This window comes from Chryseobacterium sp. C39-AII1 (assembly GCF_039672645.1).
Lineage (GTDB): Bacteria > Bacteroidota > Bacteroidia > Flavobacteriales > Weeksellaceae > Chryseobacterium.
In genome coordinates this window covers 98676-114863 of the sequence record NZ_JBDFPQ010000007.1, presented here as the reverse complement: position 1 = coordinate 114863, position 16188 = coordinate 98676, and the positions used below count along the sequence as shown (strand labels likewise).

General features: G+C 39.5%; 9 protein-coding genes. All 9 read right to left on the bottom strand.

Annotation, left to right across the window (positions count from 1 at the left end):
• Positions 1-2: 2 nt before the first annotated feature.
• Positions 3-647, bottom strand: a complete 645-nt coding sequence (locus ABEG63_RS12695) for a 3'-5' exonuclease (protein ID WP_346585250.1) — start codon at positions 645-647, stop codon at positions 3-5.
• 69 nt (positions 648-716) lie between these two features.
• Positions 717-2444 (bottom strand): sodium/solute symporter, encoded by a 1728-nt coding sequence (locus tag ABEG63_RS12690; protein WP_346585248.1) that lies wholly within the window; start codon positions 2442-2444, stop codon positions 717-719.
• A 3-nt stretch (positions 2445-2447) separates the two neighbouring features.
• The gene (locus tag ABEG63_RS12685) at positions 2448-3608 is read right to left on the bottom strand and encodes an aldose epimerase family protein (protein ID WP_346585246.1); all 1161 of its coding nucleotides are present in this window, start codon (positions 3606-3608) and stop codon (positions 2448-2450) included.
• 20 nt (positions 3609-3628) lie between these two features.
• Positions 3629-5125 carry an L-arabinose isomerase gene (araA, locus tag ABEG63_RS12680; protein WP_346585244.1) on the bottom strand — a complete coding sequence of 499 codons (1497 nt, stop codon included), beginning with the start codon at positions 5123-5125 and terminating at the stop codon, positions 3629-3631.
• Between the two features lie 219 nt (positions 5126-5344).
• Positions 5345-6043: an L-ribulose-5-phosphate 4-epimerase gene (locus ABEG63_RS12675; protein WP_346585242.1), complete on the bottom strand. Its 699-nt coding sequence runs from the start codon at positions 6041-6043 to the stop codon at positions 5345-5347.
• Positions 6044-6429: 386 nt separating this feature from the next.
• Entirely contained in the window at positions 6430-8127 is a 1698-nt protein-coding gene (locus ABEG63_RS12670) for a ribulokinase (RefSeq protein WP_346585240.1), read from the bottom strand.
• A gap of 217 nt (positions 8128-8344) precedes the next feature.
• Positions 8345-10327: an alpha-L-arabinofuranosidase C-terminal domain-containing protein gene (locus ABEG63_RS12665; RefSeq protein WP_346585238.1), complete on the bottom strand. Its 1983-nt coding sequence runs from the start codon at positions 10325-10327 to the stop codon at positions 8345-8347.
• A gap of 160 nt (positions 10328-10487) precedes the next feature.
• Positions 10488-13115: a glycoside hydrolase family 3 C-terminal domain-containing protein gene (locus ABEG63_RS12660; protein ID WP_346585236.1), complete on the bottom strand. Its 2628-nt coding sequence runs from the start codon at positions 13113-13115 to the stop codon at positions 10488-10490.
• Between the two features lie 188 nt (positions 13116-13303).
• The gene (locus tag ABEG63_RS12655) at positions 13304-16048 is read right to left on the bottom strand and encodes a T9SS type A sorting domain-containing protein (RefSeq protein WP_346585234.1); all 2745 of its coding nucleotides are present in this window, start codon (positions 16046-16048) and stop codon (positions 13304-13306) included.
• Between the last annotated feature and the right edge of the window lie 140 nt (positions 16049-16188).

The following is a 16188-nucleotide window of genomic DNA, read 5'->3' as shown; positions in this document are numbered from 1 at the left end:
AGTTATTTCATTTTATGGGTTAAAAACTTTAAACCGGATTCGATTTTCTGATGAATATTCTGAAAGTCGGTTTCTGAAATCTCTCCCCGTTTCCGGATTTCAAAAAAACATTTTGCAGTTATTTCTGCATCGATCATCGCATTGTGGAGATGTTCCATTTTTTCATTAAAAAGAAACTCGTAAAGCTGAGGCAGTCTCAAATAATCAGCTTCCGGATTAACAACATACTCTTTACTTTTAAGCATTGTGCAGTAGAAATGACTCTGCAAAAAAGGATTTTCCAGGTTTGCCCTGTAAAAATCGGCGCTCAGTGTGTGAATATCAAACTCTGTAAAATGTCCTGTAATCAATGGTTGAAATTCTTTTATATCCGTTGAAAGCTTTTCTAAAACCAATGTTCTTTCCTGTCCGTTTTTACTTAGAAATTCTTTGGTAATCCCGTGGATTTTCAATGACTTCGAACTGATTTTCAAATCCTCATTAAAAATATAAAAATTTTCACGTTTAATTTCCTGAGCATTTTCGTCATAAATAATCCAGGCTATTTGAACTGCGGAAGGCCAATTATCTTTCTCAGAATAAGGCAGGTTCCATCGTTTCGGGATTCCTGTAGTTTCGGTATCGATGAAAAGAAAATAGGTTTTCAAAATACAATCAAAATTATAAAAAATAAAAAGGATGCCTAAAGGGACATCCTTTCTATAATACTTTAAAATTTACCAGAATCTCACGTAAAGTGCAGTCAGTAAAAGTAATGTTACAACAATTAAAACCAATGTTCTGTTGTCTACTTTGAACATTGATGCATCGATGGCAAATGCTTTCGGGTTCACTTTCGGTCCTGCAAGACTGATAAGAATCATCACGACAATCGTGAAGAAGAATGACCAGCCCATATTAATCAGGAACGGAATTTCGGTAATGGTGTGAACTACGCCATTTTCCAGTTTTTCATAAGTGAAAGCCGTGTACAACCAGGTTTCTTTTCCGAAAATTTCCACAGCAAAACTGTTGAAGAAAATCGCCAGAACGAATCCTAAAATTACGCCTACCAAAGCTGCAGCTCCTGTTGTTCTTTTCCAGAACATTCCCAAAAGGAACATCGCAAAAACCCCCGGACTGATAAATCCTGTATATTTCTGAATAAAGGTAAATCCACCTTCACCACCGATTCCCAAAGCATCGGTCCAAGTAAATGCCAAAGCTACAAACATTGCTATAATAATTGCCCATCTTCCGGTTCTTACCATTTGGATTTCCGTTGCATCAGCCTTCAAATATTTTTTATAAATGTCTAATGTGAAGATCGTTGAAATACTGTTCACTTTTCCTGCCAATGAAGCTACAATTGCCGCCGTCAAAGCCGCTACAGCAAGACCTTTCAGACCAACCGGCAAAAATCCTAAGATTGCGGAATATGCTCCGTCTTTTACTCCATTAAAACCAGGCAAATGTCCTTTCGTATACAAAACGTAAGCTGCAATTCCCGGAAGCATTACTATAATCGGCATAAATAATTTAAGGAACCCTGCGAATAAAATTCCGGTTCTCGCCGTTTTTAAATCAGCTCCTAGAGCTCTTTGTGTGATGTACTGGTTACAACCCCAATAATTTAAATTAACAATCCACTGTCCTGCAAAATACATTGCCAATCCCGGAAGGACAACATATTTCTGAACATCAAGATTTTCAGGCATTGCTAAAGTTGTCGTTGTTTTAACCGGTTTTTCAAGCATCAGTTTGAAATGTTGCGGAGCTTCGTTCATCAAGGTCTGAAAACCTGCGAAAGCATTTCCTACAGCCGCTCCGTTGATTCTTTGGTCAACAATCTGAAGCGCCATATAAACTGTCGCAAAACCTCCGATAATTAAAACTGCCACCTGAATTACATCGGTGTAACCGATTACTTTCATTCCGCCAAGACCTATTAATAATGCCATTAGAAGCAATCCAATCATAATGATATGAAGATGACCGCCGCCCAACAACGTATCAATTGCTAAAGCTCCTAAATAAAGAATTGAAGTCAGGTTGACAATCACATATAAAAACAGCCAGAACACCGCCATAATTAGGGAAACCGATTTGTTGTAACGGGTTTCCAGGAATTGCGGCATCGTGTAAATTTTGTTTTTAAGATAAATCGGAATGAACCAAATGGCAATAATGATGAGCGCAAGCGCCGCAATCCATTCGTAAGCTGCCACCGCTACCCCAACGAAAAATCCTTCGCCGGACATCCCGATGAACTGTTCCGCTGAAATATTGGAAGCAATTAAACTCGCTCCAATCGCCCACCAGGTTAGTGAACCTTCTGCCAGGAAATAATCTTTACTGCCTGTTGCTGCAGATTTTTTTTTGTTATAAATCCAGATTCCGTAACCGGCGACCACCACAAAATAAATTAGAAATATGATGATATCAATAGTTGCTAAATTTCCCATATTTTATTGTTTAACTGAGAATTTGTAAATTGTTTTCGACTGGTATTTCTGTCCCGGCTTTAGTTCTGTAGAAGGGAACGAAGCCTGGTTTGGAGAATCCGGAAAATGTTGTGTTTCTAAACAAAAGCCTGTTCGCAGTTCATTTTTTCCGCCCGTTTTGGTATCGAATTTTCCATCCAAAAAGTTTCCTGAATAGAACTGAACACCCGGTTCATCGGTCAAAACTTCCATTACTCTTCCTGATTCAGGATGATAAACTTTGGCAATGCTTCTCAATCCGCTTCCGTTCAGAATCCAGTTGTGGTCGTAACCTTTTCCTTTTTTCAGTTGGTCGTCATCTGCATTGATATCTTTTCCAATTGCTTTTGAAGCTGTGAAATCGAATATGCTTCCTTTCACCGCTTTTTGCTCACCTGTAGGAATTAGAGTTTCATTAACTGGTGTAAATTTATCCGCATTGATCTGCAATTCGTGGTCAAGAATTGTTTTTGAAAAATTCCCTGAAAGATTGAAATACGAATGCTGAGTTAAATTCACCACAGTCGGTTTATCGGTTTCCGCTTCGTAAGAAATTTCCAAAGCATTATCATCTGTCAAAGTATACAAAACCGTTGTCGTTAATTTTCCAGGATAGCCTTCTTCACCGTCTGCGCTTGTGTAAGTCAGTTTCAAAGTCGGGAATTTTGCATCTTTCACTGGTTCAATATTCCAGAATTTGGTGTGGAATCCTTCTTTTCCGCCGTGAAGACTGTTTGGACCGTCATTTTTGTCGATACTATACGATTTACCTTCCAAAGTGAATTTGGCATTGGCAATTCTGTTTCCGTAACGGCCAATCAATGCTCCGAAATAGTAAGGATTTCCGTTGAAATAATCTTCAGGTTTGGTAAATCCTAAAACGACATCTTCGTATTTTCCGTTTTTATCGGGAGCGGTAAGTGAAGTGATAATTCCACCGAAGTTAATGACTTCAAGCTTCATCCCGTTTTTGTTGGTTAAAGTGTATTTTTTGATGGAATCGCCTTTTGAAGCGACTCCGTAATCTGAAACCTGTATGTTTTCCATTGTTTCCGGTTGAGTTTTTGATTGATTTTCTTTTTTATTGCACCCGAAAATACATAAAACGGCAAAAAGAATTATCAGGTTGATACTTGTTTTTCTCATTTTTTAGAAGTTTTGCAAGTTTAACGATAATATATTTCATTCCAGCGAAGTGTATTCTTAAAATCACGGATTTTTGTATCTTCATCAATAACAAGCGATTCGATGCCTGCAATCTCCGCAAAATCTTCCAATTGCTCCACGCTGATGTTCTCACTGTAACAAGTATGATGCGCTCCACCTGCCAAAATCCAGGCTTCCGCCGCCGTGTACAGGTCAGGAAGCGGTTTCCAAAGAACTCTCGCAACAGGAAGTCTTGGTAATTCTTCGGTGATTTCCAACGCTCTTGTTTTGTTGATTAACAGTCTGAAATGATTTCCGAAATCCATTAAGGCTGCATTTAAAGAATCGATATTTCCTCTTGAATTGAAAACCAGACGAACCGGGTCAGCTTTTCCGCCAATTCCCAATGGATGAATTTCACAAGATGGTTTGTCAATCGCCAAAACAGGATCAACTTCCAACATATGCGAACCTAAAATCGAGGGATTTGAAGGATTTAAATGATAAGTATAATCTTCCATAAAGGCATTTCCGCCTTCAAGACCTTGTCCCATCGTTTTCATCGCACGAACCAAAGCGGCAGTTTTCCAATCGCCTTCTCCAGCAAATCCGTAACCTTTTTCCATCAATCTCTGAACAGCAATTCCGGGCAATTGTTCCAAACCGTGAAGGTCTTCAAAAGTATCGGAAAAACCTTTGAAATTTCCATCTTTCAGGAATTTTTCCAAACCTAATTCGATTCTTGCGGCAACTTCCAGAGATTTTCTGTTTGAACCTCCGGAAAGAAGGGATTCTGCCATTTTATATGAAGCTTCATATTCTTCAATTAAGGTTTTGATTTCACCATCGCCAATCGAATTGACAACGCTTACCAAATCTCCAATTCCCCAAGTATTAACTGAAAATCCGAATTTCGTTTCCGCTTCCACTTTATCGCCATCCGTAACTGCTACAAATCTCATATTGTCGCCAAAACGAGCGAATTTTGCGCCTTGCCAATCATCCCAACCTGCGGCAACTCTACTCCATTCTCCAATTTGTTTCTGAACTCTTTCTTCAGCCCAATGTCCTACGACTACTTTTCTGTTTTTGCGCAGACGGCTCACCATAAATCCGAATTCCCTATCGCCGTGTGCAGCCTGATTCAGGTTCATAAAGTCCATATCCATAGTAGACCACGGAATATCCTGGTTGAATTGCGTATGAAGATGCAACATTGGTTTTTGCAAAGCGGTCAGTCCACGAATCCACATTTTTGCGGGTGAAAACGTGTGCATCCAGGTTACAATTCCGATACAATCTTTTGCAAAGTTGGCAGCTGTAAGTGTTTCAAAGATTTCTTCTGTTGTTTTTACGGTTGGCTTCAAAACCACTTTCACAGGAATTTTTGATGAAGCATTGAGCGCTTCTACGATTTTCGCTGAATGTTCCGCAACCTGCGCTAATGTTTCAGGGCCGTATAAATGCTGACTTCCGGTGATGAACCAGATTTCTTTTGTATTGAGAGGTGTTAACATATTTTATAAATGATGATTTATGATTGATAATTGATTTTTATTTTTTCCATAGGTTTTACCTACGGCTATTCATATTGAATCCTTCGGATTCTGTATGGTTTGTGCATTTTTCGCCATTGGTTTCACCTACGGCTACTGATGTTGAACCCTTCGGGTTCGTAGTCTTCTATTGAACAATGACAATTGCAAAAAGCTAAATGCCATTTGCCAGAAGCCAAACTACTGTCCGTAATAGGCGTTTTTGCCGTGTTTCCGTTCATAATGTTTTTTGATTAATGAATCTTTCAAACGGGGTGCGTTTGGGTTAATTTGTCTTGTGAGATAAGCCATTTCTGCGATGGTTTCGAGCACTTTGCTGTTGTAAACGGCTTTTTCAGCATTTTTTCCCCAGGTGAATGGTCCGTGATTTCCGATGAGTACCATTTCCACTTCTTCGTAAGACAAGTTCTTTTCTTTGAAGCAATCCAGAATCTGGATTCCGGTGTTGTATTCATAATTGCCTTCGATTAAATCATCGTGCATCGGCGGTGCGCAGGGAATATCTGTTGTTAGATGGTCCGCGTGGGTCGTTCCAAAAATCGGGATATCCAGTTGCGCCTGTGCCCAAGCTACGGAATAGATGGCGTGTGTATGTGAAATCCCACCGATTTTGTCCCAGTTTTTGTAGAGATAGGCGTGGGTTTTGGTATCGGAAGACGCTCTTAAACTTCCTTCAACGACATTGGCATCGTAATCTAAAATCACGATGTCTTCAGGTTTCAGTAATTCGTAAGGAACACCGCTCGGCTTGATGGCAAATATTCCTTTGTCGCGATCAACGGCACTTACGTTTCCGAATGTGTAAACGACCAGCTTCAATGCATCGAGCTGCATATTGGCTTCGTAACATTCTCTTCTTAATTCTTTATAGATGCTCATTTTATTTGCATATTTTTGAAAATCTGTTTTTTCATCCCTAGGTTTCACCTAAGGCTATTCATCTTGAACCCTTCGGGTTCTCTCCAACGAATCAATCGCAGCCCGGCTTGAGCGGAGCTCTTTTTGTGTAGCATAGCGGAACAAAAAAGCGGGAGCGGAAGACGGATATAGCTGCCATAATAATTTTAGTTGTTGGTTGATGATTGATAGTTTTTAAATGATTGTAATTATTTAACAGGTCGCCTCTACTAGGCTCTCTTTGTGATGATAATATTTACATATTTGCTATTAACAGGGCGCTCCTACGGAGCTTTGTTTTTTTCATCACCGTTCTGGCTACTAACAGAGCGCTCCTAACGGAGCTTTTCTGCTCTAACTTCTATCAACTATAAACTTTCAGCCGTCAACTTTTTCTTAGACTTGATATTATTTTCTGTAAAATCTGCGAGAATCTGATATTGTTTCATAAATTCTGCATATTTTTCTACTTTTTCAGCTTGTGGGAAATATTCTGCTTCGAAATCGGAGCCCATTTTTTGGCTGGCTTCCTGAACAGTCGGGTAAATTCCTGCGGCAACGGCTGCATAAACAGCTGCGCCCAAGGCCGGAGCCTGGTCTGAAGCTGCAACAACAATCGGCATATTAAGAACGTTGGCCAACGTCTGCATTATGAACGGTGATTTTCTGGCAACGCCACCAATTCCTATCACTTTTTCGATTTTTACGCCTTCTTCTTCGAAACGGTCGACAATTTTTTTGGCTCCAAAACAAATGGCATTCACCAAAGCTTTGAAAATATGCGGTGCTTTTGTTCCCAAGGAAAGGTTGCTAATCGCCATTTTCAGTTCCTGATTGGCATCTGGCGTTCTTCGTCCGTTAATCCAATCCAAGGCAACGGGAACAACTTCCGAAAGTGGAATTTTTTCCGCTTCCAAAGTGAGATTGCGAATAATATTGTTCTCTATTTCTTCTTTCAGCAACTGCTTTTGATTTTCATCAATGAGATTGGAATTCATCAAAATATGGTGTGTAGGCCAAGTCAGAATATCTTTGTACCACGCCAAAACATCACCAAATGCAGATTGCCCCGCTTCCAATCCCATCAATCCCGGAATCACGGAACCATCGACCTGTCCGCAGATTCCTTTAACTGTTTTGTCGCCGATGATTTCGTTGGGAGCAACCATAATATCGCAGGTTGACGTTCCCATAATTCTGATTAGTGTATTCTCCTCTACTTTTGCGCCGACCGCTCCGGAATGAGCATCGAAAGTTCCGACAGCAATTACCGTATTGGTCGTTAAGCCCAATTTTGTTGCCCATTCTTCGTTCAGATTTCCGGCAACTTCATCGGACGTGTAGGTTTTATCGTACAGCCTATCACGAAGTTCTGCCAGTGAAGAATCCAACTGACCGAGAAATTCTTTGGAAGGCAATCCGTTCCACGACTCGTGCCACATCGCTTTGTGACCGGCTGCACAACGGCTTCTTTTAAAAAACGCTAAATCCGCGTTGTCGGAAAGTAAAAAGGTAAGGTAATCGCAATGCTCCATCCAGCTGTATGCGGCATTTTTAACGGCTTCATCTTCTCTGTTGATGTGAAGAATTTTTGCCCAAAACCATTCGGAAGAATAGATTCCACCTTCAAATTTTGTATAATCTTCGCCGACCCAGTTTCTTGCCAGATGATTGATTTCTTCGGCTTCGTTGATGGAAGTATGGTCTTTCCACAACACCATCATTGCATTCGGATTTTCTGAAAATTCAGGTAAAAGTGATAAGGCAATTCCTTCTTTGTTCACGGGAAGCGGTGATGAACCCGTCGTATCTATACAAATACTGGCGATATTTTCGGGCGCAACTCCACTTTCTTTGACAACGGTTGAAATGGTTTTTTCCAAGCCTTCAATATGGTCGAGCGGATGCTGACGAAATTTATTTTCTTCCGGCTTGCAGAATTTTCCTTCTTTCCATCTTGGGTAATAGCTTACAGAAGTTGCCAGTTCTGCCCCATTTTCCGTATCAATCAAAACGGCCCGAACAGAATCTGTTCCGTAGTCTAAGCCGATAACGTACTTTTTCATTAACAAAAGTGATTTATTTGATTATTTTTTTAGCTCTTTTCAAAATAATAAATGCAATGGATTACATTCATCAAAGATTTAACAATAAGTTTTAATTAATCTTAAAGAAATCTCAACTTTTCTGTTTTAGAGATAAAACAAATATAACATTCTATTTTAAATAAATGTAATATTTACACTTAATTTTAATTTTTCCTTTGTTAATAATGGTTTTAAGCTATTTAATTTTTAAAATAACTAAAGAATTTGCCGGAATTTCAACAGAAATTTTTCCCTTTTTAATCGTCTGCACTTCTTCTTTCGGTATAATGGTTTCTGATTGGAAATTATTTTCATCGGAAAGTCCCGCAGAAGTCAGTACAATTTTGGTTAATTGATTGTCAGTTTTGATGTTTTTCGGATTGATTTCAACTGAAGTTTCCTGAGAACTGGAATTAACAATTTTAATAATGGTTTCTTCCTTTTTAAGGTCACGAACTGCCGATGCATAGAGATTATTCTCACCTTTCAATGGATTTCCGTTTTCGGAGATTTTAATTAAATCTGTTCCTTTGTTGTTGGAGAATAATTTCTGAACGTAATAATTTGGAGTAGCGTAAGATTTTAAATTATTGAACCAAATCAAATCCGGCGTCCATTGCCAACCGTCTGCGTGGGCGAAAAGCGGTGCATAGGAAGTCATTGTCACAACATCTGCGTTGCGTTCCAGTCCGGTCATAAAAGCGGCTTCCGAAAGCGCGGTCAGCCAATTGTTTTTGTTATCTGGTTTTACAACGCCAACCGATTGCGCGGCATATTCTCCGGCAAAAACTTTTGGTCCTCTTCGGTCGTATTTATCGTATCTGTCGGCATTTTTTAAGAACCATTCCGGAGAATTGTAGTAATGTTCATCGACGATTTGTGCATTCAGTTTTTTAAGCTCTTTCCAGCCGTAATCGAAAAATTCGCCATCGGGAGACGGTCCGCTTCCGGAAATGATTTTGATATCGGGATATTTGGTATGGATCGCTTTTTCAAAAACTTTGTAACGTTCAATGTAATCTGCGCCCCACTGTTCATTTCCAACGCCGATATATTTCATATTGAATGGTTTCGGATGTCCCATTTCAGTACGGATTTTTCCCCATTTCGTGTTGGAATTGCCGTTTGCAAATTCAATCAAATCCAAAGCATCCTGAACATAAGGGTCTAAATCTTCCATTTTTACAAGTTCAGCTGTGTTAAATTGGCAAGCCATTCCGCAGCTTAAAATCGGAAGCGGTTCTGCGCCTAAATCTTCCGCCAGCTGGAAATATTCAAAAAAGCCAAGTCCGAAAGACTGCCAATAATCGGGAGTGAGACGGTGGGCAAATCCGTTGTTCCATTTATTAATCAAATTTTCCCGGTCTTCCACTTTACCAATTGTTTTTTTCCATTGATATCGCTCTGCCAAAGTTCTTCCTTCGACAATACAACCGCCCGGAAAACGTAAAAATCCCGGCTGTAAATCGTATAATTTCTGAACCAAATCCTTTCTTAAACCTCCTTTTCTGCCTTTCCAAGTGTCTTGCGGAAACAGTGAAATCATATCCATATTCACAACACCTTTTCCGATGAAAGTGATTTGAAGCTTTGCTTTTTCAACAGTTTTGGAAGGTGCAAAAACAGCATTGTATTTTTGCCAGCCTCCACCTTTTATAATTGTAGAAACAGAGGATATCACTGTTCCGTTTTCATCAATCAGACTTGTATTGATGGCAGAAATATTGCCTGAAATGTTTTCTAAATTGAAACTTAAGTCATATTTCTCCCCTTGATGCAAACCAATTCCTCTGAAACCTTCATTTTCCAACGAATAGTTTTTATCATTCCAAACCGTGATTCTTGCGTAGTTTTTATTGGTTTTAGATTTGTCAGTTATAATTGTTAAAAAACCGGAATCTAAATTGGGAGACAATGTTTTTGTATTGGGTTGTTTCCAGCCTGTCAAAGGTTCGTCGAACTCGAAGCTGCGGTTTTTAATGAGTTCAGCATATAATCCGCCGTCTGCCGCAAAGTTGATGTCCTCGAAGAAAATCCCGTACATCGTTGGCTGGATTTTGATGTTGGTAGAAGTTCCATCCAAATCGAGGAAATGGGTTTTAATTGTTTTATTTTGGGCTGAAAAAAATGCAACACTTAGCGAAATAGCGGCTGTGAATATTTGGGTTTTTGTTTTCATTGATTGATTTTTGGACAGTTTTTCTAACCACAAAAGGCACAAAAGATTTTAGTACTTTATTTTTTATTTTGCAGACTTTTGAAGTTTAATTTTTTGCCTCTTTTAGCTCTACCGAATCTTCGATTTGCGGTTAATTTAAAATTAGTTTTAACAGTAAAGATTAGTTTACTTTCAATTGAAGGCTTTTCAATCCGGATTCATCGGAAGTTCCCCCGTAAAAAATCGTGTAATCTCCTGCTTTCGGAGCCAAATCATCTACTTTTTCATCATAAAATGTAAATGAATCTTTAGAAATCATTAATTGAATATTTTTTGTTCCCTTAGATTTAATTAAAACCCTTTCAAAAGCTCTCAAAGTCTTTACTGGCGCCGAAGGATCATTATTTCTTTTCACATAAACTTCAATCACTTCTTCACCGTCTCTTTCCGAATTATTGGTAACAGGAACTGTAATCGTCAAGTTTTCATTAGCATTGATGGTATTTTTATTCAGCTTAGCATTTCCGTAAACAAATTTTGAATAACTCATCCCGTGTCCGAAAGCATACAACGGTTTTTCCGTCATATAACGGTAGGTTCTTCCGACCATATCGTAGTTTTCAAAGCCCTGATGTTTGCTGGTTTTAGACAAATTATTGTCAAGCTGTTCCAGATTTTTGTAGAATGTAACCGGCAATCTTCCGGACGGATTGTAATCTCCCGCCAAAACATCTGCAACGGCAGTTCCGCCGGATTGTCCACCGTACCAAGCGCTAATCAACGCATCATAATTTTTTTCATCCTGCGCCAAACTGAGTGAACTTCCGGTACAAAGGACAAAAACCACAGGTTTTCCTGTTTTTCTTAGTTCAGCCAGTAATTCGCGTTGAACTTTTGGAAGGTCGATAGACGTTTTATCGCCGCCTTTGAAACCTTCTGCATTCACCATCATTTCTTCGCCTTCCAGACTTGGAGAAAGTCCGCCTGCGAAGACAATAACGTTCGCATCTTTCACTTTTTCCTTTACTGCAGCAAAATTAACAGGATCTTTTCTGTACACGTCAAATGTGATGCTTACATATTTTCCTTTTTGGGTGTGACGTAATTCTATCAGATATTCTTTTCCTTTTTCCATTTTCACAGGAAATTCTGAAGGATGTCTCGCATCGGGGCCTTTTCTGGTGGCAATTTCTTTTCCGTCAACAAAAAGTGTATAAACATCGGAAGTTGAAGGTGAAAGAATCACATCGCCCGTGTAAGGGCTTTTGAAAACGCCGGAAATAATCGCCGAGGTATTTTCTCTTCCCACATTCGGAGCAAGCTGAGTTCCGCCAAAACTGTTATAATTGATTCCGCTTTTATTGACAGAAACATTAGCGGGAGTTCCTTTAAATTCATTATTGTTGAAAAAGGTAACTTTCATTCCTTTTTCGCCGTTTTTCTGGCTTAAAAAGTTTTGGTAAAGCGAAGTTCTGGAAGACGGATCGGCAACTTCAGTTCCTTTTTCATAAATGATTTCTGCGTTTGGGAATTTGGTTTTGATTCCGTCCAAAATCGTTACGATGGAAGAAGGTGTTCCGTTATAATTTCCCAGCTGCATCAGTCCGTCATCCGCATTTGGACCGACAACAGCGATTTTTTTGATGTTTTTATTTAAAGGCAAAACATTATTCTCATTTTTCATCAGAACAATAGATTTCTGTGCCATTTTTAACGCCTGTTTTTTATGCTCTTCAGAATCCACAACAGAATATGGAATTGAGTTCCAGTGAACGGAAGATTTCGGATCCAGCATTCCCAATTCAAACCAACCTTTCAGAATTCTTCGCATCGAAATATCGAGGTCTTTTTCGGTGATTAATCCGCTTGCGAGAGATTTGTTTAAATTATTATACGTGTCGCCACACTCTAAATCTGTCGAATGTTTCAGAGCATCTGCGGCGGTACTTTTTTCATCAGGATGTGTTCCGTGGTACTGTTTCTGGTAGAAATCTGCCAAAGCCCAGCAATCGGAAACGACCATTCCGTCATAGTTCCATTTTCCGCGAAGAATTTCTGTCAATAAAGTATTGTTAGCACAGCAAGGCTGTCCGTCGAATGCATTGTAAGCGCACATCACTTCTCTCACATTTCCCTCTAAAACCAATGCCTTGAAAGCGGGAAGATAGGTTTCGTATAAATCTCTTTTCGAAACTTCTGCATTGTAAGAATGTCGGTTCCACTCCGGACCGCTGTGAACGGCGAAATGTTTGGCGCAAGCGTGGGTTTTAAAATATTTCGGATCGTTTCCCTGCAAACCTTTTACCGCAGCAACACCTAAAACAGAAGTCAGATACGGGTCTTCACCATAGGTTTCCTGACCTCTTCCCCATCTTGGGTCGCGGAAAATATTGATATTTGGTGTCCAGAAGGTAAGTCCTTCATAACGTCCGGTTTTTTGAGATTCATCGAAAGATCTATTGTATTTTGCACGGGCTTCATCAGAAATCATTTCAAAAGTTTTGAGATGTTCAGGAACGTCCCAAGTTGCTGCCATTCCGATTGCCTGCGGAAAAACCGTGGCTGTTCCTGCCCTTGCGACACCATGAAGCGCCTCGTTCCACCAACCGTAACCGGGAATATCCAGTCTCGGAACTGCTTTGGAATTGTCCATCATCATTCCGATTTTTTCATCAACCGTTAATAATCCAAGAAGATTTTCGATTCTTTGTTCAACAGGAAGTTTAGGGTTCTGGAACGGATATTTGAAATTCTGTGCGGAAGAGATTGCACAAATTAATATTGATAGAGAGATAAAGAGTTTTTTCATGGGATAAAATTTTTTAGATCAATTTTATTGTCGGATCACTATAAAATGATATTTCAATTCGGTAAAAGCAAATATATCATAATATAATTAATAAATGTATAATTAACACTTAATTTATTTAATTTTTTATTACCTAAAAAGCCACCAGAAAATCTGATGGCTTAATCTGTTGATGAAAAATCAAATCTTTATTTTTTGATTAATTTATGCACAGATGTATTTCCTGCAACCGTTACTTCTACGAAATACAGACCTGAAGGCAGATTTGATGCTTCAATTCTGTTTTTTCCTGAAGAAAGCTCTCTTTTCGAAATAATCATACTTCCTTTCGCATCGTAAACTGTGTAGAAAGCGTTACCTTTTTTAACATCAATGAAAAACTCGGTCTTAACAGGATTTGGATATACCTGTACCTCATCAGCAGTAAGTGCAGATTCTGAGGTGGCCAAAGTAGCAAAACTCAACGGTAAAAATGCTGCAGTATACGGATTTCCTTCTGTAATATATCCCTGGAAAGGATCAATCATAGGTTCGCTTCCTGCAACTACTTTGTAAAATCCGGTCACATTGTTTTCTGTTTTTAAAACATAAGCCCCTGCATAAACTTTAATTTGTTGATAAACGCCATTCACTTGGTTTACCGTAATGGCTTTTGGTGTCGATACAGATCCGGTTCCTATGAAAGTGACCGTTCCTGTCGCTGCGATTAACACCGGAGTATTGGCCGGAATCATTCCTGTTATCGGTGTACATGCCACGCTGCCTGAGCCGGGAATCATCGTGTAAGCCGTTACATTCGCCGGGACTGCTGCCTGAAATGGCAACAAAACAACTCCATAGCCGTTGAAATTTCTGGTATAAGTTGCCGAAGTCGCTGTAAAATCAAACGGAACCTGGAAATCTTTTCCCTGATCTGAAAGTGTCAGTGTTGTGCAGTTTGTTCCTGAAATAACATTGGTATTGGTGCTTGCCACACTGTTGTTGACATAAAAAATACTGTTCTTATTCTCAGAACCCGCGATCCAGCTTGAAGTTGGCGTGATGCCGGTAACCGTACGGAAATCTAATGAAGTATACTGGTTGTTTTCCATCGCATCTAAAAGACTGCTGTCTGTCTCGGTATATGCTCCGGTAAATTTTGCCGCTCTTTCGTTTCCGACATTAAAATACACATCACCCAGGTTTAAGGTTAAAATAGAACTGTAATTTCCGCTTCTTAAACCTAAAATCCCTTTACATCCGAACGGAAGCGTTGCTCTAGAAAGATCAAAGACCAGATTAAAGCTTCCGGATCCTGGTGCTGGTAAATTCACGCTTCCATAATTGTAATTTCTTACCACATTATCATTATCAACATAGTACAATGTCGTGTTTGACGATGATTGACCAAGCGTTGTTGTATAACTTAAAACATTTAAAACCAATTTATTATATCGATCATTCAAAGCAATATATCCGTTGGCTGCCGTCATATTCTGGCTGAAAAGCGGTGTTGAATTATAAAACGTCACGGTCTGCCCCGAAATCTGGTATGCTGTACCAAATGCCGGGTTTGTCGTTGCTAAAGTTTCAATTTTATTGTAATGAATTTCAGTTCCGGTCATGTTAGAAATAGGTCGGTCGCCACTTTTTGTAAACACAAAAGTCATTACACTAGACGGTGCCACAGACACCTGCGGTCTGAATGTATCGGTAGTAAAGGTCAGCGGCGCCGACGTCATATTCTGTGTTTGAGAAGTAGTAATACTGTTCGCAGAATTGGTATAAAAAGGAAGATCCACCTTAAGATTATAAGTGTTTGAGGAGGAATTTATTACCATTAATGTCAGCTGATTTCCATCCAGAGAAATATAGGAAGAACCTTCCAGACTGCCTGTCGCCACTTCCCATTTGGTATCAATTCTGTTTTTGTTGGTGGTTGTTTTAGCATATTGAGATAAAATGTAACCGCGTTTGGTCATTTCACCTGCAACGGTTCCGTTTGTACCGTCGCCCATCATTCCATAATATCTTTTAGATGCATAATGTACCCATGCGTTCACATTTCCGAGCATCGCATTGTTGACCGCTCTCGCAAAAGAAAAACCATCAATCGACCAGCTGAAATCCCGTGCGGGAACACTCGTATTAGAGTTCCAGTTGATCAGATATTCTGTCTGCCAAATCTGTTTATTATTCGCCTGAAACTGCTTGTATGCCGATTGCATACTTCCATATTGGTGTCCACCATAGACTTCAAAATTGGCCATGGTTGCCGTATTTAAAAAGGCATTGGCAAAATTATCTGTAAACCCAACACTTTCGGGAGCGATGACGTTGCAATTGATGAGCTGGCCGTAATCCCTTACAAAATTTGCGATCTGAGTTGGTGTCCAGATGCAGCCTGCGTATTGCGCCATTTCATCCGGCTCGTTTTGAATTGAAATATAATCCAGCGCCACGCCATTATTTGCAAGATAGGTTACAAAACTGTTCAAATGCAAAGCGTAATCCTGATAATGTTCCGGTTTTAGATAGCCGATCTGTTGCACACCGTTGGCATCCGTAAAAACGGCATTTGAATGATTATTTGTTTTCCATGCTGCAGGCATTGTCCAGGGACTTGCGAAAACGATCAGTCCCATTGCTTTTGCCTGTTGAGCAGTTGCTAAAACCTGAGGCCAGTCCGCTTGATTTTCAGGAATATATAACCTCAAAATATTGTATCCTGCGTCGGTTGCGCCGGTTCCCCAAAGTTTTTGAATCTCTGTCGGAGTCATGTGATTGTATGCAAACTGCGGACTGCATACGAAACCGCCATAGCCGGTCACTTTTTGATATACAATATTTTTGTCGATTGTTACTTTTGCAGGCAACGCTGTCTGCGCATCTGCAAATTGATTACAGGTGATGCCTACCGCCAGAGCAAGCATCATGTTTAAAATTTTTCTCATAATGTTCTAGTTTTAATTTTGATAATTTTCAGTAAAGTTTGGATAATACAATCCTCTTCAAGACAGTTTATGATTAAAAACCATCAAGAAAATACCCTGAAAAGTTTCAGGCAGCTATCGTAAATAAAGTTATACTACAA

Excerpts from the sequence above, each read along its gene's own strand:
- ABEG63_RS12660 (WP_346585236.1), bottom strand. The coding sequence starts at position 13,115 with ATGAAAAAACTCTTTATCTCTCTATCAATATTAATTTGTGCAATCTCT.
- ABEG63_RS12665 (WP_346585238.1), bottom strand. The coding sequence starts at position 10,327 with ATGAAAACAAAAACCCAAATATTCACAGCCGCTATTTCGCTAAGTGTT.
- ABEG63_RS12685 (WP_346585246.1), bottom strand. The coding sequence starts at position 3,608 with ATGAGAAAAACAAGTATCAACCTGATAATTCTTTTTGCCGTTTTATGT.
- ABEG63_RS12690 (WP_346585248.1), bottom strand. The coding sequence starts at position 2,444 with ATGGGAAATTTAGCAACTATTGATATCATCATATTTCTAATTTATTTT.
- ABEG63_RS12675 (WP_346585242.1), bottom strand. The coding sequence starts at position 6,043 with ATGAGCATCTATAAAGAATTAAGAAGAGAATGTTACGAAGCCAATATG.
- araA (WP_346585244.1), bottom strand. The coding sequence starts at position 5,125 with ATGTTAACACCTCTCAATACAAAAGAAATCTGGTTCATCACCGGAAGT.
- ABEG63_RS12655 (WP_346585234.1), bottom strand. The coding sequence starts at position 16,048 with ATGAGAAAAATTTTAAACATGATGCTTGCTCTGGCGGTAGGCATCACC.
- ABEG63_RS12670 (WP_346585240.1), bottom strand. The coding sequence starts at position 8,127 with ATGAAAAAGTACGTTATCGGCTTAGACTACGGAACAGATTCTGTTCGG.